19 protein-coding genes, 2 tRNA genes, 1 rRNA gene and 1 other RNA gene are annotated in these 21029 nt (G+C 48.9%); 22 read left to right on the top strand and 1 reads right to left on the bottom strand.

Going from position 1 to position 21029, the window contains the following annotated elements:
• Positions 1-208: 208 nt before the first annotated feature.
• From ACFOUO_RS10340 to ACFOUO_RS10325, 4 genes are all read left to right on the top strand, one after another.
• Positions 209-838, top strand: coding sequence for a sporulation delaying protein family toxin (locus ACFOUO_RS10340; RefSeq protein WP_380704913.1), 630 nt, complete (start codon positions 209-211; stop codon positions 836-838).
• Positions 839-938: 100 nt separating this feature from the next.
• Positions 939-1436, top strand: a complete 498-nt coding sequence (locus ACFOUO_RS10335; RefSeq protein WP_380704911.1) for a DUF1648 domain-containing protein — start codon at positions 939-941, stop codon at positions 1434-1436.
• Positions 1437-1651: 215 nt separating this feature from the next.
• Positions 1652-2218: an SdpA family antimicrobial peptide system protein gene (locus tag ACFOUO_RS10330; protein ID WP_380704909.1), complete on the top strand. Its 567-nt coding sequence runs from the start codon at positions 1652-1654 to the stop codon at positions 2216-2218.
• Positions 2206-3189 carry a sporulation-delaying protein SdpB family protein gene (locus ACFOUO_RS10325; protein ID WP_380704907.1) on the top strand — a complete coding sequence of 328 codons (984 nt, stop codon included), beginning with the start codon at positions 2206-2208 and terminating at the stop codon, positions 3187-3189. The genes ACFOUO_RS10330 and ACFOUO_RS10325 overlap by 13 nt, the downstream gene beginning before the upstream one ends.
• Before the next feature lie 371 nt (positions 3190-3560).
• Here the strand turns inward: ACFOUO_RS10325 and ACFOUO_RS10320 are convergent, their stop codons facing one another.
• A complete protein-coding gene (locus tag ACFOUO_RS10320; protein ID WP_380705547.1) occupies positions 3561-5024 on the bottom strand; it encodes a flavin monoamine oxidase family protein in 1464 nt (487 codons plus the stop codon).
• 406 nt (positions 5025-5430) lie between these two features.
• Here ACFOUO_RS10320 and asnB point away from each other — a divergent pair, with 406 nt between their 5' ends.
• From asnB to ACFOUO_RS10230, 18 genes are all read left to right on the top strand, one after another.
• A complete protein-coding gene (gene asnB, locus ACFOUO_RS10315) occupies positions 5431-7275 on the top strand; it encodes an asparagine synthase (glutamine-hydrolyzing) (RefSeq protein WP_380704905.1) in 1845 nt (614 codons plus the stop codon).
• A 222-nt stretch (positions 7276-7497) separates the two neighbouring features.
• Positions 7498-7644 (top strand): hypothetical protein, encoded by a 147-nt coding sequence (locus tag ACFOUO_RS10310; RefSeq protein WP_380704903.1) that lies wholly within the window; start codon positions 7498-7500, stop codon positions 7642-7644.
• 101 nt (positions 7645-7745) lie between these two features.
• Positions 7746-7821: transfer RNA gene (locus ACFOUO_RS10305), tRNA-Arg, on the top strand.
• Positions 7822-7902: 81 nt separating this feature from the next.
• Entirely contained in the window at positions 7903-8505 is a 603-nt protein-coding gene (locus ACFOUO_RS10300; protein WP_380704901.1) for a TetR/AcrR family transcriptional regulator, read from the top strand.
• A gap of 130 nt (positions 8506-8635) precedes the next feature.
• On the top strand, positions 8636-10759 hold the full coding sequence (locus ACFOUO_RS10295) for a YhgE/Pip family protein (RefSeq protein ID WP_380704899.1): 2124 nt from the start codon (positions 8636-8638) through the stop codon (positions 10757-10759).
• A 290-nt stretch (positions 10760-11049) separates the two neighbouring features.
• Positions 11050-11817, top strand: a complete 768-nt coding sequence (locus tag ACFOUO_RS10290; protein ID WP_380704897.1) for a metal ABC transporter ATP-binding protein — start codon at positions 11050-11052, stop codon at positions 11815-11817.
• Between the two features lie 63 nt (positions 11818-11880).
• On the top strand, positions 11881-12744 hold the full coding sequence (locus ACFOUO_RS10285; RefSeq protein ID WP_380704895.1) for a metal ABC transporter permease: 864 nt from the start codon (positions 11881-11883) through the stop codon (positions 12742-12744).
• Positions 12745-12760: 16 nt separating this feature from the next.
• Positions 12761-13198 (top strand): Fur family transcriptional regulator, encoded by a 438-nt coding sequence (locus ACFOUO_RS10280; RefSeq protein ID WP_380704893.1) that lies wholly within the window; start codon positions 12761-12763, stop codon positions 13196-13198.
• Between the two features lie 13 nt (positions 13199-13211).
• The gene (tadA, locus tag ACFOUO_RS10275) at positions 13212-13670 is read left to right on the top strand and encodes a tRNA adenosine(34) deaminase TadA (RefSeq protein ID WP_380704891.1); all 459 of its coding nucleotides are present in this window, start codon (positions 13212-13214) and stop codon (positions 13668-13670) included.
• A gap of 206 nt (positions 13671-13876) precedes the next feature.
• A tRNA-Ser gene (locus ACFOUO_RS10270) sits at positions 13877-13968 on the top strand.
• A 97-nt stretch (positions 13969-14065) separates the two neighbouring features.
• Positions 14066-14332: signal recognition particle sRNA large type (gene ffs / locus ACFOUO_RS10265), an RNA gene on the top strand.
• 270 nt (positions 14333-14602) lie between these two features.
• On the top strand, positions 14603-16069 hold the full coding sequence (locus ACFOUO_RS10260) for an ATP-binding protein (protein WP_380704889.1): 1467 nt from the start codon (positions 14603-14605) through the stop codon (positions 16067-16069).
• Positions 16070-16221: 152 nt separating this feature from the next.
• The gene (gene dnaX, locus ACFOUO_RS10255) at positions 16222-17973 is read left to right on the top strand and encodes a DNA polymerase III subunit gamma/tau (protein ID WP_380705546.1); all 1752 of its coding nucleotides are present in this window, start codon (positions 16222-16224) and stop codon (positions 17971-17973) included.
• 1 nt (position 17974) lies between these two features.
• Positions 17975-18310: a YbaB/EbfC family nucleoid-associated protein gene (locus tag ACFOUO_RS10250; RefSeq protein ID WP_380704887.1), complete on the top strand. Its 336-nt coding sequence runs from the start codon at positions 17975-17977 to the stop codon at positions 18308-18310.
• Positions 18311-18420: 110 nt separating this feature from the next.
• Entirely contained in the window at positions 18421-19017 is a 597-nt protein-coding gene (recR, locus tag ACFOUO_RS10245) for a recombination mediator RecR (protein WP_380704884.1), read from the top strand.
• A gap of 71 nt (positions 19018-19088) precedes the next feature.
• Positions 19089-20066, top strand: a complete 978-nt coding sequence (locus ACFOUO_RS10240) for a CPBP family intramembrane glutamic endopeptidase (RefSeq protein WP_380705545.1) — start codon at positions 19089-19091, stop codon at positions 20064-20066.
• Between the two features lie 111 nt (positions 20067-20177).
• Positions 20178-20450 carry a pro-sigmaK processing inhibitor BofA family protein gene (locus tag ACFOUO_RS10235; protein ID WP_380704882.1) on the top strand — a complete coding sequence of 91 codons (273 nt, stop codon included), beginning with the start codon at positions 20178-20180 and terminating at the stop codon, positions 20448-20450.
• Positions 20451-20760: 310 nt separating this feature from the next.
• Positions 20761-21029, top strand: a 16S ribosomal RNA gene (locus tag ACFOUO_RS10230); the annotation flags it as partial.

Below are 21029 nucleotides of genomic sequence, written 5' to 3'. Positions count from 1 at the left end.
CTTTGGCAACGGTCATGACCTTAACAATTAGAAGGCTTGAAGGCAATGCACAGCAACCGTCGAGTTCTGTCTGCTAATCGGGAATAATCAAGTTGTCCAGAACAAAATCATTGCGAAGTTACAGTGTGGCGAAATACTTGTGGACGGACCCGCTATAAAGTTGGAATATTCCCAGAGTTAAGTTCGCTTCAAGGGGAGGGAATTGGACATGAAGAAATTGATCTCGTATGTTGTTGCTGGTGCACTTTTGTTTGTAGGCTTAATTCCTACAGCTCGTGGAGAATCTACCAATAATCCTCATTACACGGGTAAGGAGATTTTTGCAGGGCTCGTTTTTGCTCAAGGACCAGTCGCTAAGCTTTTCCCTGAGGTGTGGACGGATGATGTACTAGAAAAAGCAAAAGATCCGAAAAGCACAGCATTTGTAAATCGCTTACTGGACAGAATCGAATCAAAGGATCCTTCCTATTTCAACGAATTACAAGCTGCTATACAAGCGAAGGATCATGTCAAGGTAGATGCTTCCTTAGCCAAAGGTGGAGAATTGCTTGATCAGGCAATGAAGGAAGAGAATGCTACTATTGTAAATGTGGATAACGGAACAGGTAACGGTAGATGTGCTGTTGCTTATGCTGTAGCAGCGATAGGAGCAGCGGTAGTATATAGTCATGTCGCTGCTGTAACTGTAGTAGCGGCTGGATTTGCTTACCTTTATGCAGCAGCACATACCAAGGTCAAAGTAAAGAGTGGTGCTCCAGGGCGTGATGATGAGGGTTATGGTGATTCTTTATTAAGGGAGCAGTATATTGACAACATCGTAACCAGATTAGCATATTGATAAGTGAAAAGATTTTTCATGGTTATTCAAACTGGGAACTACCAGTTTGAATAACCATATATTCTTAGCTCATAATCTCCAATAGAAAGTGAGGATTCTTATGGAAAAACGTCCGGCTTTATCTATTCCAAAATCAAAGGTTGAATTGATCATTGATATTTTGTCTATCATAGTGATTGTTTTTACGCTTTTAAATGTATTAATTGCATGGGGGAATCTGCCAGATCGTATTCCCACTCATGTTAGTGGATCAGGGAATGTAGATGATTGGGGTAGTAAATGGTACATTTTCCTTGAACCTATTCTACAAGTTATATTTTACATTTCTTTAACCATTTTAGGTAGGTTCCCGCATTTATTCAATTATCCTTTCTCTTTCAGTGAAAATAAAGCTGATCTCATTTATCGAAATGGAAAGATGCTGGTAAGTTGTCTCAAGTTGGAGCTGGTTTTCTTATTGGGATACTTGAGTTGGGAGACCATTGAGATTGCGCTCGAGAAGAAACAATTCCTTGGAAGTCTCGGAATTCCAATTGGGGTAGCTTGCCTTATCTTCACAATCATTTACTTTATTGTTCGTTTATCACGTATAAAGTAAAAAATCCGAGTCCGTGAAATCAGAAGGTAGAATTATTGTGGGAACTAACCATCTCAATAATTACAGTGGTTTTTAAAAACTTACTTACTGGATGGTAAAGAAGATACTCCGAATCCCTTGTTATTATTGTGTTTCGTGTCAGACTAAGTAGTCGCTTTCACGGATTCAGCTTCCACCCAAACCCTTAAGATAAAATAATGTCAAGGAGCGGTTTAATGGGATCCCTTCGTAATAACGCATATGGGCGTTTTAGTGTGATATTCTTTCTTGCTAGTTCCTTTTGGATCATTCTCATTACACTATCTATTCTTAGTGCAATGCCATCTAATGCGCTGCGCCCTGCATTATTTAAAGTTGAAGAAAAATTAAATATAAACTCATGGTATCCACAAGGGTGGGGGTTCTATAGTAAAAACCCTAAGGAGGATCAGTTTTTGGTTTATAACGTATCTAAGAAGGAATTTGCAGCTGTGTGGCCTAATATGAGGGCGGAAAATTTATGGGGATTGAAAAGATTTGGAAGAAGTCAAGGGATTGAGTCTGGATTTATTCATAGCAAAATTCCCCCCTCACTTTTTAAAAAATGTGATAAGGACCCTCTGGTGTGTTTAGCTAAATCCAGAACTGCTTTTGAAGTAGAAAACCCTATACCATTCCCAACTATTTGTGGAGATATTGGGTTTGCCTCTCAACCTCCAGTTCCTTGGGCTTGGAGTAAAAGTAAGAAAAAAGTTGTAATGCCATCAAAAGTGGTTAGGGTGAAAATCACATGCTCGGAATAATAGGACAGAGGGTATATAACTGGGCAATTTCAAATGATCCTTGGACAAATGTTTACGGACTAGCAAGGTCGTTAATGGCTATATCTTTGGCAATGACATTAATACTTAACGAGGCTCGGATTTTGTTCCTCCCTGCTGCAGGTCAAGAAGAATACCCCCAGTGCAAGGGGAATATTAGTGTCTTTTGTATGGTTCCTCCTGATTATTTTTACTTGGATATAGTTCGATGGCTAGCAATTGTATGTTTGATAGTGGTTGCTACTGGGTGGCGTCCAAGGATTACAGGAATGATTCATTGGTGGATCTCATATAGTGTACAGGTATCTGCTATAGAATTAGATGGAGGGGAGCAAGTGGCTGCTGTTTTAACACTATTAATTCTCCCCATTGTTTTAACGGATCGCAGGAAATGGCACTGGGAAAAAGGAGAAGAGAAAGGCTTGTACAGTGATCGATCGATCTACTCACGAATTGTTGCGCTCTCTTCTCTAATGGCTATTCGAGTACAAGTTGCGATATTATACTTCCATTCATCTGTGGCTAAAATGTTTGAGCATACATGGATTAATGGAACTGCAGTGTACTATTTCTTACAAGATCCTATGTTAGGTCTAAACTCGTTCTTTTTATATCTTTCCAAACCGATACTTACTTCTGCAGCTGTTGTAGTACCAACATGGGGAACGTTGATTCTTCAACTTTTCTTATTCGGTGCTTTATTTGCGCCCAAGAGATATTGGAAATATTTTTTTATTGCTGCTTTGCTATTACATGAGGTTATTGCGGTTATGTTAGGTCTAATTAGCTTCTCAATCGCAATGATTGCTGCTTTGATTTTATATCTCCGACCTATTGAAGAAGAATTTAAGTATCTAAACAGGTTACATGGACTTGGGAAGATCATTAAGGTTCTAGAAATGATTAGTAGAAATAAGGAACCACGGGAGTCTAAATCAATACCAAATATGTAGGATTCAACGAGCTGGTGGGTTCGAATCCTACCCTCTCTGCCAATCGAGAAGGAACAGGAAGTCGTCCCATATGTTTTGTATATTGGGTATCTCGTGAGAATAAGGGACGCTTTTATTTTGACCATTAAATAGCAATAGGAAAGCCAGGTGGGGGAACAAGTCCTTTGTTGGCCTGCATAGATACTACCTAGTTATCGATTTGACCACATTTTGACCACACACTTAAGGTAAGTAGAATGCACTAGAAAACACTAGAATGCCAAGGGAAAACCTCGTTTCATGATTGGGGATTTGGCCTATCTAATGGATGTCGTCAAAAATGTGGTCAAAATACATAGTCATCATAAAATAAATAATGTTTAAGTAACTCACTAGTAAGGTCGTCTATTCACCTCATACGCAGCATGTATCCCTGATTGTATTGCTCCCTGAATCCAAGAACGAGCATTTGAAGCATGTTCACCAGCAAAGTAAATCCTTCCTTCAGGTTTGAGTATATTAGGAAAAAGCTCTGTTTCCTGTTCAGGTTTGAACATCGCGAAGGCTCCAGCGGAATATGGGTATTGAACCCAACTATGTGCAATTCCGGTTACAAAGTCACGCATGATATGTTCACCATGAATAACCGTCATGTTTTCCAGGGCAAGCTGAACCTGATCTTCTTCTGACATGCTGTCCCATATCAAAGCATCATCCTCCCATGTATAACTGGCCAAAACAATGCCACTTGGTTCACCAAAACCATGGTTGGGGTAATACGTGTATCGGATGGGCAGGTCAGTAATGGTTCTCCCGCCATACATGCCTTCTTTTTCCCAAAACCGGCTGTTGAACTGGAGTCCGATTTTTGTGGCGGGTACATAGTGAAGTCCGCGAATCGCTTTCCATTTGTCATGTGAAAAGGAATGATGAGGTTCCACTTGAATCGTTCTCAATACGGAAAAAGGAATCGTTATAATTGCGACATCACCAGTCATTTTGAAGGGCTTTTTCGTTTGTGTGTCGATCGAATAAATCGTCACCTTATCGTTGTGCTGCTCTATTTTCGTTATTTTTTTCTGAAACAGAATGTCTTCTCCCAATTGGGGGAGAAACGCTTTTGGCAATCGATCAAACCCCCCTGTGATCTCATAGAAGGGAATTCCTCTCCTTACGATAAGAAGGTATTCTCTTAATATTTCGGTGAAAGACAGTTCTGATAATCCTTCTACATCACTAATAACTTTAATCATTTCAATCGCACCCGGAGATAATGTCGCACCAACAGGGTTATGTCTAAAAAAAGTATCTAACGAAAATGGCTCAAGTTCTTTTACTACAACACGCCAATTTCTCTGTGGATCTTGGTTGATATAATCCATAATCGGCTGTATCGCCGACTGAATTAATTCATCAACCGTTTTCCCTTTTTCGTGTGGCGCCACGGGATAGTTTAGGATATCAGGATTTTGCTGATAAATACTAAGGCGAGTCTTAATTCCATTAACATAAAAGAGGTCATTGGGAGTCACATTGAGAAACGGATTCATGGGCAGGTTAAATTTACGAACATACTCCAAAGTCAAATAATGGATATGCGGAATGCGCATGGGTCCGACATCAAGATATTCTCCACCATTAAAAGGAGATCGTATGGTCAATATACGACCTCCCACTCTTTCAGTAGCTTCAAGGATTTTTACAGAATGTCCGGCATCCTTCAACAGAGAAGCGGCTGCCAATCCAGCCATTCCCGCACCGACGATGATGATCTTTTGTGGTCTTTGTGTTTTAAATAGCCCATTTCTTATAATTGAAATCATTTGATATGTTGATAAATACAGCACATGATCCAACTCCTTATCGTACATCATCATTTTTCAATTTATGCAATGATTGATGATAATAGCCCGTTTATTTCGTTTACGCCTTGCTGGATTTTTTGGCGGCCCTCCCTTGAATATTGGGAATCACATGGCTATAGACATCTAAGATCGTATCCCTTGAGAATATTCGTAAATATTATTCTATATTTGGTCACTTATTGTGAAGAATAAAGTCTACCCGATGGATAAGTTATAGAGGTCTTTGCTCCCCAATCGCTCGATGAATTGAGAAGCTTGCCATTTCAACGGCGAGAGAGTTACGATACACACCTCTTCACCCCGACGACATAGAATGGATATGGGCGTTTATCCACAGGTGGCTGTGGATAAGCGGTATTGATGAAGAGATCTCACCCATGTTGGAGGGGTGCTAATCATGTGCGGAATATCCGGTTGGATCGACTGGGAGCGGGATGTTAGTCAAAAACGGAGTGTCCTGGAACAAATGAATAAAGAGTTGATCTGCCGTGGGCCGGATGCGGAAGGGTTCTGGTTGTCCCGGCGAGCGGGTCTCTCCCATCGTCGCCTGATTGTGATTGACCCGGAAGGCGGCGTGCAGCCCATGGTCCGCCGTTTGCATGATCGGAACCGGATTATTACTTATAACGGTGAGATCTACAATATGGATGAGCTGAACCGAGAGCTCACGTCCCGGGGGCATGTGATGCGGACGCGGTCGGATACGGAATTGATTCTAGCGGCTTATGATGAGTGGGGGGAAGACGCGCCCCGGCATTTGAACGGCATCTTCGCCTTTGCGATTTGGGACGAGGTGGAGGAGAGCCTTTTTATCGCCCGGGATCGGATCGGTGTGAAGCCGCTCTTTTATACCCGCAGGGGTCAAAGCCTCCTCTTTGCTTCTGAGCTGAAATCCCTCCTCGCCCATCCGGAAATCGAACCGGTGCTAGATGAGGAAGGGCTGGCGGAAGTGCTGGTCATGAGTCCTTCCCGCACGCCGGGGCACGGAGTATTCAAAGGTGTAGAAGAATTGCGGGCCGGCTGTTGGCTGAAGGCGACTCGGGACCGGATGGCGATACGGTCGTACTGGAACCTGGAGAGCCAGCCCCATGAAGACGACTTTGAGACGACCGTAGAACGGGTGCGGGAACTCTTTCAGGATGCCGTCCGCAGGCAACTCGTTTCCGATGTCCCGGTGGGTACGATGTTATCTGGGGGATTGGACTCCAGCGCGATCTCAGCTTGTGCAGCTTCCCACTTTCGGGATAACGGTATGGGGCCTTTAGACACCTTCTCCGTCGATTACAAGGAAAATGACCGCTTCTTCAAAGCCAACGAGTTCCAACCAGATCCCGATGCCCCCTGGATTCGACGGATGTCCTCTCACCTAGGCAGCCGCCACCATGACGTGGTGATTGAACAGCGGGAGCTGGTGGATGCGCTGGATGCTGCTCTCAGGGCGAGGGACCTTCCCGGAATGGCTGATGTCGATGCTTCCCTGCTTCTCTTCTGTCAGGCCATTAAACAGGACGCTACGGTGGTTCTTTCCGGGGAGTGTGCAGACGAAGTATTTGGCGGTTATCCCTGGTTTCATCGACCGGAAATGGTTCATGCCCAAACCTTTCCCTGGTCCCGTTACATCCGGGAACGCATACAATTTTACTCCCCGGAGGTAGAATCCCGTATCCTGGGGGAGGAGTACGTGGGGGATCGATACCGGGAGGCGCTCGCTGAAGTGCCGCGACTGGTTGGAGAAGACCCTGTGGAGGCCCGAATACGGGAGATCTTTTATCTCAACTTGACCCGGTGGATGCCCACCCTCCTCGATCGGAAGGATCGGATGAGTATGGCGGTCGGCTTGGAGGTACGTGTTCCCTTCTGTGATCATCATCTGGTGGAATACGTGTGGAATATTCCTTGGTCGATGAAAGCGGTGGACGGGCGGGAAAAGGGGCTTTTGCGCCGAGCCATGGCTGGGGTTCTCCCTGATGATGTGCTTCAACGCAAAAAAAGTCCCTACCCGAAAACCCATAACCCCGCTTATCTGGAGGCGGTACGAAATAAGGCGCTCGCCATCCTGGACACCGGCACTTCGCCGGTTCTACAACTGTTGGACACGGATGCCTTGCGAAATTTCGCGGCTCGGGATCTGGAAAAGGTGAACCTCCCCTGGTTTGGTCAGCTGATGAATGTCCCCCAATTGTTTGCTTGGGTCGTCCAATTGGATCTTTGGATGAGGGAATACAAGGTGCGACTCGCATAGATAGAAAAGGTCCGTTCCACAGGTGGAGCGGACCTTTCTATTCCTTCCGGCCTTAAGGACCAGTTCTCCGAATTCCCTCTTTCCAGTGCTCCCTAAAATTCTTAGCGAGAATAGGCACTATTTTTGTCGAATCACTATTACTTTACGAACGTATGTTCTATAATCGAGACAAGGACGAACCACTAATTCCCGGGAGCCGCCTCCGAAAAGGGGGAATGCGAAATGGAAAAATGGGTTCAACTGTTGGTTGCGTGCGTCTCTCTGCTACGGATTTTGATGGAACTGCCGGAAGCCTTTTTCCGATGGAGGGAAAGGATCCGTAAACAAAAAAAAGAAAAGAAACGGCGCAAGAAAAGGGATCTTGTGTAGATCCCGTGTTTTGGCCGGCTGCCCTCATCGAGGGCAGCCTTTTCGGGTGAATCCGGTTGCGGGAGGAGCAAAGACTGTGCTACAATCATTGTTGAATTTGTGCGCCCGTAGCTCAGTGGATAGAGCAGCGGTTTCCTAAACCGCGTGTCGGAGGTTCGATTCCTCTCGGGTGCGCCAACGGATGGGACGTCTTCCTTTTCTCGGGTGAGAGGGGAGACGTTTTTTCTGTAAAGAATGGGGTATAAGGGGGTAGAAGACATGGGACAGGAAACAGTGGAACATCTCTTTCGTGCGGCTGTGAAAGTATTCGCCGAGCAGGGATTCGAACGGGCGAAAATGGATGATATCGCCCGGGAGGCCGGGGTGGCCAAGGGAACGATTTATTATCATTTCAAGGGAAAAGACGAGTTGTTCGTCGCCTTGATGAATGACGGGTTGGAGAAGATGATGGCGTATGTCCGCCGCCGGACCGAGGTGGAGGAGGATCCTGCCCGCCAGTTACGCGGTCTTCTGGAGGCGGAAGTGGATTATCTCTTTCAAAACGGTACCTTTGCTAAACTGCTGCTTACAGAAGTATGGGGGTCCAAGGAGCGGCAGATTGAATTTCGGGCCCGGATTCGCGAACTAGAATCGATCATAGAGGAAGTATTGGAACGAGGTATGAATGCAGGACGGTTCCGACGACTCAAGGGATCGGAAGCCGCCGTCGCTATCTTCGGTGCGGTCAGTGTGACGGTTTTACAGGAGATTTTCCGTTGCCCGGAGGTTACGGGAGCGGATCTTGCGGAACATCGGGCTCCCCTGGTGGTGGAAACACTCGAGAGTCTTCTTTACCAAGGTCTTCTTTTACCAACAAAATAGGTCAAAAGCCCCCCTTTTCAAAAAAGTTGGGAGGCGTTATAATCATTTTTGTACTGACCGGTCAGTTTTTCTCCTGATACGATTGAATGTCAGTAATCCGACTTGTAAGTAGAAAGGATGTTCAATCCATATGAAACGGAGAAAAGAGACGCTCGCTCTGTATGAGATTTGGCGGCACCGCCCGCTCATTATTGTTTTGCTTGGGATTTTGATGGTTCCACTGGTCTACAGTGTCCTGTACCTAACCGCCTTCTACAATCCCTATGGGAAGATGGATAACCTTCCGGTTGCTGTGGTCAATGAGGATCGGGGGGCCACGGTTGATGGAGAAAAAATCAACGTCGGCGACGAGTTGGTTGCGAATATGAAGGAAGATCCCAAACTCCAATGGATCTTCGTCAGCCGAGATGAAATGAAAAAGGGATTCAAGGAGAACCGTTATTATCTGGGGATCGTCATTCCCGAGGAGTTCTCTGAACGGGCAGCCAGTGTGAAAAATCGTCATCCTCAAAAAGGGCATATTCAGTATTATGCCAATGAGGGTTCCAACTACCTCTCCTCCCAGATGGGAAAACGAGTGATTCAATCGCTTCAGGACGAGGTGGAACGGAACCTGACAAAAACCTATGCCCAAGGGATATTTGACAAGTTAAGCAAATCGACCACCGACCTTGCCAAAGCTTCCAACGGGGCTGACCAGCTGGAGGGGGCGACGAAGAAGGCAGCCGGTGCAGCCGGTAAACTGGAAAAAGGGACATCAACCATCCAGGGCGGAGTCAATCAATTGGGGCAGGCGATTGGTCAACTGCAGACGGGTGCGGGTAAGCTGGTTCAAGGCCAGCAAAAGGTGAAGAATGTCATCGGTCAATTAGCGGATGGTTCCTCCCGAGTGACGCAGGGAATTGGAACCATGCGGGAGGAAGTGAAGGAGAAAGGTCAAGACCTTCCTCAGTTAAAAAGTATTGCCGAACAAGTTCAGCAGGGAATCGGGGAGATCCGCAATAAACTCGCCAACCCGAAATTGAGCGAAGGAGCTGCTTTTATTTCCGATTTGGCCCGCCGCATTCAGGCGGGGAGCGGGAAGACAGACGAGGCATACAACCGTCTGTTGGAAAAACACCCGGAATTGAAGGACGATCCGGATATGCAGCGACTGAAAGGAGCCCTTGATCAACAACGGGCTGAGCATCAGAATCTGCTGAATCGGGCCGTCTCGCTGGAAAACGATCTGAAAAAAGCCCGTTCTGACGTGGACCGAATGTATAAAGGACAAAGTATCGTCATTGGCGGGCTCGGTCAGATTCAGACCGGATTTGACAAACAGATCGCCGCGTTTGATCAACTTCAGGCTGGGTCTTCCAAGGTAACAGATGGTCTGAACCAGGTGAATACAGCGCTGTCGAACCTCCTTACCGGTGCACAGCGATTGAAAGGTGGCCTGGATCAGCTGGCTCAGGCCCCAGGAAAGCTTTCCAACGGTCTTTCCAAGTTGGATGGCGGAATGCAGAAGTTGGGGGATGGTTTGCAGAAAATCTGGGACGGCCAAGGGACGCTGGCGGATAAACTGGCTCAAGGCGTAAATGATGCCAAAGACCAACTGATGGGTAAGGACAAAAAAGCCGATCAGATTGCTAATCCTGTAGCGGTGGACAAAGATACCGTCAGTGAGGTTCCCAATTATGCCACCGGTTTTGCGCCTTACTTTATCTCCCTTTCCCTCTGGGTGGGAGCTATGATCCTATTCACGGTCCTTGATTTGAAACGACCGATTCTGGGTAATCACCAACCCCTTTCCATCCCCTCTGCCCTCGCAGTGGGGGCAATGCAGGCCATTCTGCTGGTGGCTGCCCTCATCCATCTCGTGGGGATTCGTCCCGAGTTAACAGGCTGGCTTTACCTCTTTTCTGTACTCACGGCCTTCACCTTTACAGCGATTAACCACATGTTGGTCACCCTGTTCAAAGATGTGGGGCGTTTCCTGGCGATCGTGATTCTGATGCTTCAACTCACTTCCAGTGCAGGAACCTATCCTGTGGAGATGTTACCTTCCTTCTTCCAGGACATTCATCCCTACCTGCCGATGAGTTACTCTGTGGAAGGACTGCGTGCCGCGATTTCCACCGGCGATACATCCTTGTTACTTCACCACAGCGGTGTGTTATTGGGTTACCTGGTAGGAGCTTATCTGCTTAAAGAAGGCTTCTCCTTCATCTGGGGTCGTTGGATCTCTCCGCGAATACGGACATCGCAATGATTACGGTGTGTATTGACGAAGCCAAGGACGAGAGAAAGGCGATCAAGTCCCGCCTAATTCAAAATAACCCTTATGATAATTGCCGCCCGGTCAGGGTGGCTTTTTTATCGGGTAGAAGCAAAAACGTAATTCTTCCGTTTTACAAAAAGATGGGATTGCTTTATAATGGGCTACAACAACTTGATCGGGCGCAACAGAAAAATTTTCCCTGTCTGGGTTTCAGCCTGTAAAAAAAGGAGGGCCTGGCTGCCTTACTCTTTGAATCGGAATCAAAAAGGCAGCCAACTGTCATGGATAACATGCTGGAATTGAAAGAACTTCATTTTTCCTATGAAAACCAACCTGTTTTGGAAGGGGTAAACTTGACCTTAAAGCGGGGTGAATTCCTCGGCCTCGTCGGCCCCAACGGATCGGGTAAATCAACGCTGATCAAGTTGGCGTTGGGTTCTCTTTCCCCAGATTCGGGGGAGGTGAGACTCTTTGGTGAGCCCCTTCGCCGCTTTCGTTCCTGGTCCCGGATTGGGTATGTATCCCAAAAGGCCAATAGCTTCAACTTAGGCTTTCCAGCGACTGTGCGGGAAGTGGTTGCCTCGGGGCTTTCCGGCAAGTTAGGGCTTTTCCGCCGCATGAAGCGTATTCATTGGGAAGCGGTGGATAGGGCGATTGAACAAGTGGATCTGAGTGGGTTCGCCCGCCGGAATATCGGAAAACTCTCCGGTGGTCAGCAGCAGAGAGCCTTTATCGCACGGGCGTTGGTTTCAGACCCGGACTTGTTGATCCTCGATGAACCGACGGTGGGAGTGGATGCACGGGCAGCGGAACGTTTTTATCGGTTGCTTGCAGATTTGCACCGGAGACAGGGGCTTTCCCTCTTGTTGGTTACGCATGATATCGGGGCGATCACCACGTATGTCGACCGGATTGCCTGTCTGAACCGGCAACTCCATTTTCACGGAGATGCTGAGGAATTTTCCCGAGAGCGGGAACGGATTTTGACCGCTGCTTATGGTCATCGCGTACAGGTGATGGAACATGATCACGAGTCTCCTGTCGGCTGAATGTCCGATGCCGTCGGACTGAAAAAGGAGGTAGGAGATGCCTTCCCGGCGTCGCCATGGGATATGATTGATTTAATTTTACATTATGGGTTTATGCAACGGGCGCTGGTCGCGGGGCTCGTCATCGGCCTTATTTCGCCGGTCGTCGGTGTTTTTTTGGTGGTGCGTCGGCTGTCTCTCATTGCCGATGCCCTGGCCCACGTCACTCTCTCCGGTGTGGCGGCAGGGCTCCTGCTACAGAAACATGCTGCTTTTGCCTCAATCAACCCGCTTTATATGGGGATGGGGTTTTCCCTGACTGCCTCGGTTTTTGTGGAACAGCTCAGAAGGCTTTACCGCTCATACCAGGAGTTGGCCATTCCGGTGATCCTCTCTGGAGGAATCGGACTCGGTGTGGTGTTGATCAGTGCGGCTGACGGATTTAATGTGGATGTGGCGGGGTATCTTTTCGGCAGCATTCTCGCAGTCGGGAAGTCGGAAATCGGTGCCATCGTTGGGGCTGGCGTATTGGTATTAGCGATTGTAACGGTATTTTACAAAGAGCTCTTTGCTCTTTCCTTTGATGAGGAGAGCGCAGTTCATTCTGGAATCCCTCGCCGTTGGCTCAACCTGCTTTTTAGTTTGGCTGTGGCGATGGTAATTACGGCTTCGATTCGAGTAGTGGGGATTCTCCTCGTTTCCGGATTGATCACGCTTCCGGTGGCGGCCAGTTTGCAGATTGCCAATAGTTTTCGGCAAACCATCCTCTATTCCGTCCTTTTTGCCCAGACGGCAGTTCTTACCGGCTTGATGGCAGCTTTTTACCTGGATTGGGCTTCGGGAGGAACCATCGTATTGGTGGCAGTAATGATTCTCTTGGTGGTCATGGGTGTGAAAAGGCTCGCCGGTATCCGACGCAAACGGTCGGTCGGCGATTTGACTACGTAAATATGGGGCGATTGCCATGAATATGGAACGTGCGTTGGATACACTGAAAACCCAAGGGTACAAATATACGGGGAAACGGGAAAAGATGGTGAAAATCTTCGCCAACGAAGATCGTTATCTCACAGCCAAAGAAGTGTTGGAAGAGATGCAGGAAGAGTACCCGGGTTTGTCCGTAGATACGATTTATCGCAATCTGTCCCTTTTTGAAAAACTCGGGATCATCGAAGGGACCGAGTGGGAAGGCGAACGCCGTTATCGCCTCCACTGCGGCGGGGACCATCATCATCATCATCTGATCTGCAAAGAATGCGGCAAGACAAAACGGCTCAATCTATGTCCGATGAACGCTCTGCTGGGCGAACCTGATGATTTTAAGATCACTGGCCACAAATTTGAAATCTACGGGTATTGTCACCAGTGCGAGCCGGAACAGGCGGGGACGGAGAAGGGCTAAGGCGGTGCAACATATGGATACTTACATGAGAGAAGCGATTCGGGAAGCGAAAAAAGCAGAGGCGATCGGTGAAGTTCCGATCGGGGCCGTCATCGTCAGGGATGGAGAAATCATTGGTCGGGGATACAACTTGCGTGAAACGGAAAAAGACCCGACCGCCCACGCCGAAATGGTGGCTATCCGGGAAGCGGCCCAGCGCCTGGGTGAATGGCGGCTTGCCGGGTGTACCCTCTATGTGACCCTGGAGCCTTGTCCCATGTGTTCAGGGGCGATCCTCTTGTCGCGCATCGACTGCTTGGTTTATGGCGCCTACGATCCTAAAGGCGGCTGTTCCGGTACCTTGATGAATCTGCTGAACGATCCTCGTTTTAACCATCAGGTGACGGTGATGGATGGGATCATGGAAGCGGAATGCGGGGAACTGTTGACCTCCTTTTTCCGGAATCTGCGGAAGCAACGCAAAGAGGGATGAAGTAGCGCTGTAGCTAAATCCTAAAGATTTTTGATTAAGGCAAAAAAATTACCAAAGGGAAATTTTTTAGGAGCGCTTGCTAAAGGCTCTCTTTAGGGGTTTTAAGGTTGTACCCCCTATTTCTGGGGTGAAGAGTCGGATAAATACCGATAGAACCGAATGTCTTGACGGAGGAAAGCGGATCGGTTACAATGGTCTTCGTATGTGGAGAGGTGTCCGAGTGGTCGAAGGAGGCGGTCTCGAAAACCGTTGTGCGGTTCACGCCGTACCGTGGGTTCGAATCCCACCCTCTCCGCCACATACCGGCCTTGCCCGAAGTTTTCGGGTAAGGCCTTTTTGATGGGTGATCCATTCCTTCCTTGTGAGGGGAGGCATTCTGTGGTACAATGAAAAAACCGTGCTAGATGGGGAGTTAGCGGTGCCCTGTAACCCGTAATCCGCTATAACGGGATTGAATCCCTGCCTGAGGTCCCATTCGTGTGGGGCCTGGTCCATGTGGACGGTGCCGACGAACAGGTCCTGCGCAATGGAAACCTCTGAACCGTGTCAGGTCCTGACGGAAGCAGCACTAAGGAGATTTTTCTGTGTGCCGCAGGGGCGCCTGATCTGAGCCGGCCGCATGGAGTCCGCCCAGGCGGGTCGGATCGATGGCAGGTGCACGGTACCCTTACATAAAATGGTTAACGAAAGAGGGTTCTGACCCGTTTTTTCACGGGTTAGCAGGACCTCTTTTTTAATTTGTTAAATTTTATAAATAGATCTTTCTTTATCGTAAATTTCCAATCTAGGGAAGGAAGATGAAGTTCAAAAGCGAATAAAAAATCTAAGGGAGAAACCATAAGGGATCATGTTGTCTCTGGTTCAATCACGAAGCAGGGTCACGGTGTGGAAGATTACGGAATCTCTTTTTGCCTTAGAGAGGGTGCTGGGAAATGAAGTATAAGGAGGATGGAGGAGATAACAAAGTGCCCATCGCGTTTCATCTCGACATGGAGCTAGACCAGTTGGCATCTTGGGTGGAACGGATGCCTCAAGCTGTAATGCTCGTGGACGACCGATGTGAAGTGGTGGCTGTCAATAGCCGTTTGCTGAAGGCATTGCGGTTTGACAGAGAGGTAATCCTGCGACAGCCCTGCACTCATTTTTTAGCGCTTCCAAAGCGTGTGGAAGATTATCTTACCCATACGGATCAGCAAGAGGACCAGATGCAGTCGGTCCAGGGAAGTTTGCTGGTGAAAGGATCTCCTCCGCATCCCACATCGATCCAGGTGATCAGCGGAAAAAGCCGGGGCGGTTGGTACCATCTCCTTTTGCTGATCCCTGCACCCAAGGGCATCAGTCTTGTGCAACAGTTTGCCGATACGTTGATTACGGACCTCCATTTCGGTATTGTCGTGTTGGATGATCGCGATAGGGTGACCGAAATGAACCGCGCTGCATGCCGGATGTTCGGTTTGAACCGAAAAGAGGTGCTGGGCGGGCCAGCCTCGGGTCTTTTCCGATGCATCTCCCCAGATCCGACTCGCACCTCCTTGGAGGAAAAAATGGCTGCAGAATCTTCTTTCCGCAACTTCACCACCGCCTGGGAGGTGGATGGACGGCATTTGGAGGTTAGTGTCGATTATCAGCAATTGATCGAATTCTCCGGCGGAAAGGCCGGGTCCTATCTCGTAGTCAGGGATACCACCCAGCTCTGTTCCTTGGAGTTGCAGGTCAGGCGGACAGATCGTCTGGCTATGATCGGTCAAATCGCCGCCGGAACCGCCCATGAGATCCGTAACCCCCTGACATCGATTAAAGGTTTCCTTCAAGTGATGAAACATGCTCTCCGAGAAAAAGGGGAATTAAAGGAACAAGGATACACGGAAATCATGCTGCGGGAGATTGACCGGATCAACGACCTGGTGAGTGAGTTTCTGCTTCTGTCCAAACCGCGCAGTGTCCGTATGCATCCGGTCCAGGTGGAGAATGTGTTGCAGGAGTTGCTCCCTATTATCGAAAATGAAGCCATCCTCCACAATACGGAAGTTCGCCATGAGTTGGAGGCTACTCCCTGTCCGGAAGTGATGGCTGACGGGGAGCTTCTAAAACAGGTTTTCCTCAACCTGTGTAAAAACGGGATCGAAGCGATGGGGGATGGAGGGGTCCTTACGATCCGAGTCCGCTCTCATCCGAAAGAAGGGAAACTGGCCGTCGAGGTTCATGATACGGGCCCTGGTATTCCCACTTATGCGATCGATAAGATTTTTGATCCGTTTTTTACTACCAAAGAAAACGGGACGGGGCTTGGACTGTCCGTCTGTCAGCGGATCGTCCATGATATAGGAGGAAACATCCATGTTTCTGCCGATGGGTTGGGGACGACCTTCGCTGTATTTCTTCCGTGTATAGATCGGTAATCCGTCGCCGCCAGGCGGCGGGCGTTTTTTATTTTGTAGCGGCTTTGGAAAATCATCTTCAACTGTAGTATCATTAATTCATCATTAATTGTATCCTCAGACGGCCTAAACCCAGTACTGACGGTCGAATCCGGGGAGTTGGAGTGTTGCTGGTGTCTTACCGGGCCTTGTATCGCGTTTGGCGGCCCCAGAGGTTTGAGGACCTTGTCGGGCAGGAGCATGTGACGAAAACGCTGAAGAATGCGCTTGATGAGGGGCATTTTTCCCATGCTTATCTGTTTAGCGGGTCGAGGGGGACAGGGAAAACCAGTGCTGCCAAGATTATGGCCAAAGCGGTCAATTGTCTTCGCGGGCCGGCTCCCGAACCTTGTAATGAATGTGAAACCTGCCGCAAGATCACGGATGGTGCCCTGATGGATGTGGTGGAAATCGACGCTGCTTCCAACCGAGGCGTCGACGAGATCCGGGATCTCAGGGACAAGGTGAAGTACGCTCCCAGTGAAGGGCGTTACAAAGTGTATATTGTGGATGAAGTCCATATGCTGACGACGGAGGCTTTCAACGCCTTGTTAAAAACGTTGGAAGAGCCGCCTGCTCACGTCATTTTCATCCTAGCGACAACCGAACCACACAAACTGCCCTCGACGATCCTTTCCCGCTGTCAGCGATTCGCCTTCCGCAGGATCGCCATGGGTGCCATGCTGGCTCATCTTCGCAGCATCTGTGATTCCCAGGGGGTAAAAGCTGATGATGCCGCCTTGGCGGCGATTGCCCAAAAAGCTGATGGAGGGATGCGGGACGCTCTCAGTTTGCTGGATCAGGTTCTTGCCTTTTCCGGGGATCAGGTCGATGAAGGGTCGGTCCTGGCGGTGACGGGATCCGTTTCACGCCAAGCTTTAGCGGAGATTATGGAATCGATTCTTCGCCAAGATGCCTCAGGAGCGTTGGATAGCATGGATCGTCTACTGACCGAAGGGTTGGAGGCGGAGCGGATGGTTCAAGATCTGATCCATCTTTCCAGGGATCTGTTGTTGTTGTTGGCGGCCCCTGAGCTGGATGAGGTTGCGAACCGTATATCGAGCTATGACAGCTGGACCCATCTCTCGGAAGAGAGCACTGTGGACAATCTGGGCTGGATGCTGGATACCTTGATCGAAGCTCAACAAAAGATGAAGTGGGCATCCCAGCCTCGCATTCTATTGGAAATGACAATCGTACGGCTTTGCAAGTTGCCGGAAAACGAAGCATCAAAACCGCAACCGACTGGAAACGGAGAGAATGAAGCGATAGCTCTCCTGCAAAAGCGGGTGGATCAATTAGAGAAACGACTGGCTGAGCGTAACCAGGAGCCTGTGCCTCCCTCACCACGGATAGCCAAAGAGGTAGATTCCGGGGCTTTTCCATCCGCTGAGAGCCGCTCTCCTGGTAAAAGGAAGGAGCAAAGAGGAGGAGGAGCTTCACGAGTTCCTGCTTTTCTCAAACAAAGCTCTGCTGAACACCTAAAGCAGGCCAAACAGCACTGGCCTGAGTTATTGGCGAAGGTAAAAGAACGCAAAATTACCGTTCATGCCTGGCTGATCGATGGAGAACCAGTTGCAGCCTCCCCGGATGGCGTTTTGGTTGCATTCAAGAACGCGATTCACAGGGAGACGACGGAAAAGGAAGCGAATAAATCCCTCATTCAGCAGATCCTGGGGGAACTTTTTGGTTCTCCGCAGGAATTAGTGACCGTGATGCGTGCCGAATGGGAACAATACCGGGCTTCGGAAGAGGTTTCCGCCACTCGGGAACAGCCATCCGCTTCTGTCTCCGCCTCCAGCAGCGCAAAGGAGCAGGAGGATGAAGACCCCGTCCGGCGAGCGGTGGATTTATTCGGTAAAGATCTGATCGAAATCACCGATTGAGATGAACTTTCAGGAGGGTGTCAAAATGAAAAACATGAACCAGATGATGAAACAGATGAAAAAAATGCAGGCTCAGATGGCCAAAGCTCAGGAAGAATTAGGCGATAAAGAAGTAGAAGCTGCAGCGGGGGGCGGGATGGTCAAAGTTCGGATGAACGGTCACAAACAAGTGCTGGCCGTTGAAATCGCCCCGGAGGCCGTCGATCCTGAAGATGTGGATATGTTGCAGGATTTGGTGACGGCTGCCATGAATGAAGCCATGAAGCAAGTGGATGATTTGGTCGCCAAAGATCTCGGGAAAATGACCGGTGGCATGAACATTCCAGGCCTGTTCTAATACCGAGGCTAAATCAGCTTGTTATGTGGGAAATCGGATCACGGGGAGAAATTGGGCCTGTTCTAAGGAACAGGCCTTTTTTCTGACACACGTGTGAAAGGGGAGTCACCATGTACGTACCTGAACCCATTTCAAAACTGATAGACGGATTTATGCGTTTGCCGGGGATCGGTCCCAAGACCGCCCAACGGCTGGCTTTTTATGTCCTCGGTATGGAGGAAGAGGACGTGATGGATCTGGCCAAAGCCCTTGTTCGAGCCAAACGGGATTTAAAGCGTTGCTCGATATGCAGCAATATCACGGATCAGGATGTTTGTAACGTTTGTAGCGATAAAAACCGGGACCACTCGGTTATCTGTGTGGTACAAGATCCACGGGATGTCATCGCCATGGAGCGAACCCGAGAGTATTATGGACGATATCATGTTCTCCATGGAGCCATCTCTCCAATGGAGGGGATCGGCCCTGACGAATTGTCCATTCCCGATCTTTTGAAACGCTTGGAAGACGAGACTGTACAGGAGTTGATTCTGGCCACTAATCCCAATATTGAAGGGGAGGCCACAGCCATGTATTTACAACGCCTTGTAAAACCCTTCGGATTGAAAGTAACTCGGATTGCCCATGGCCTGCCAGTCGGGGGGGATCTGGAGTATGCGGACGAAGTGACTCTGAGTAAGGCCCTGGAAGGGCGAAGAGAGCTGTAAGTGCTTGTTTTCTTTCGGAACTATAGGGGAAGAGGGAAAGACACTCTTGAGAAAATGGAGGATTGCCCGTGATGGAATTGCAGAAAGCCCGCCCCATTTCCGGCCCGAAACAGCGCCCTCCTTTTTCTCATCGGTTGCGGAACGGGTCGGCTTGGTTATTGTGCTTGAGTTTTTTCTTTATGATTCCCATTGAATTTGCCTCTCTTGAATGGAAACAGACCACAGAAGGATTATGGCGGATCGAGAGTGGGGAAAACACGGGCGTGTGGTTTACGCTGAGTTGGTTTCTTTGGGCCTTGATCACCCTGGCCGGTATCCTCGGATTTACCGTAGGAGGTCTTATCAGCCGTTTTGCCTACGAACGGAAGCGCAATAGAGGGGTGGAAGGACGGGATATCGCCTATTACTTTGCTTGGATCCAACTGCTGACATTGGTCGTGACACTTCCTTATTATGCGCTGAATCCGGAAGAAGGGAACAGTTGGATCGATTACTTTCCGCACATCCTTATGCTCGGGATAGCCGTGTTCCTGTTTCGAGGCCGGCTGTCGGATCTGGGGCTTCGATTGCCCTCTGTAAAAAATACCTTGGCCCTTCTCGCCTCTGTCGCCATTTCCTACGTGGTGGTCTACTTTTTCTTGGATCCCTTGGTAACGGAACCTGTCGCCCGTTTCTTCCATTTAGAGTTGAACTCATGGAGAGAGGATAGTATTTCTAAGGGGATAGACAACGCCCTGAAAGCAGGGTGGGTTGCCGTATTTGGTCAGATGGCCCTCATCGGGATCATTGGCCCGATTGCGGAGGAAGTGGTTTTTCGAGGACTCTTGATGAATGCCTTGATGAAGCGGGGTTGGGTTGTGTTGAGCATTGTCCTTTCCAGCTTAGTCTTCGCTTTGTTCCATGCCGATATCACTTTTTTGGCCCCCTTGTTTATTCTGGGAATGATCCTCGGTACGCTCTATGCGGTATTTCGGAATTTATGGGCCCCGATCTTGTTTCATATCGTCAATAATACCGCTTCGGTTATTCTGGATATCCTTCACAAGTAAAGGCAGCCCCAAAATGCTTGCTCCTGATTCCGTGATCCCGTTCTAAAGAGGTTTCCTTCCTTCATATGCTTGTACCAAGCAAAAGTGGAACGAGGGAAGGGGTTGTGAAGGATGGAAATCGGATGGTGGACGGTTGCGGCTGCAGGTGGTGTTGGTCTGTTTATGTTGATGAGCCGGTCGGTAATCCAGCCCTTGCGATGGCTTTGGTCTGGGATCCTGTATACGGCTGTGGGGGCGTTGGTGTTGTTTCTGTTGAATCTGGCGGGGGAGCTGTTTGATTTCCGCATCCCTGTGAATCCCATTACTTCTTTTATCGTCGGGATTCTGGGGATGCCAGGGTTAATCTATCTGATCCTAGTGAAGGTATTCCTGATCGGCGGATAAAAACTTGAAAAAAGGGGTTGACGGTTGTCCCAGTCCGTGATAAATTATTACTTGTCGCTGCGACGGCGCCACAGGCAAAAGGCGCGAGAACGGCGGGACCGAAGCCTTTACGGATCGGTTTGGGGGAAGCTTCCCCGCAAAAAGAAACGAAAAAAAGTTGTTGACAGGATCCGATAGATTTGATAAGATAGATCTTGTCGCCGTAAGAGAGCGGCACCGCCAAAACGGCGGGAACAACAAAGCGTTCCTTGAAAACTGAAGAGCAATTGATTCGACCTTGTTAATTCATTTGAGCGTTTCAAGCTCACCTTTATCGGAGAGTTTGATCCTGGCTCAGGACGAACGCTGGCGGCATGCCTAATACATGCAAGTCGTGCGGAGGTCAGGGGAGCTTGCTCCCTTGACCTTAGCGGCGGACGGGTGAGTAACACGTGGGCAACCTACCCGCAAGACCGGGATAACTCCGGGAAACCGGAGCTAATACCGGATAGGACATTCGATCCCCTGATCGGATGTGGAAAGGCGGCTTTTGCTGTCACTTGCGGATGGGCCCGCGGCGCATTAGCTAGTTGGTGGGGT

Source organism: Salinithrix halophila (assembly GCF_042650125.1).
Taxonomy (GTDB): domain Bacteria; phylum Bacillota; class Bacilli; order Thermoactinomycetales; family DSM-45169; genus Salinithrix; species Salinithrix halophila.
Note: the sequence above shows the minus strand (reverse complement) of the source record. Positions and strands in the feature narration are given on the sequence as shown.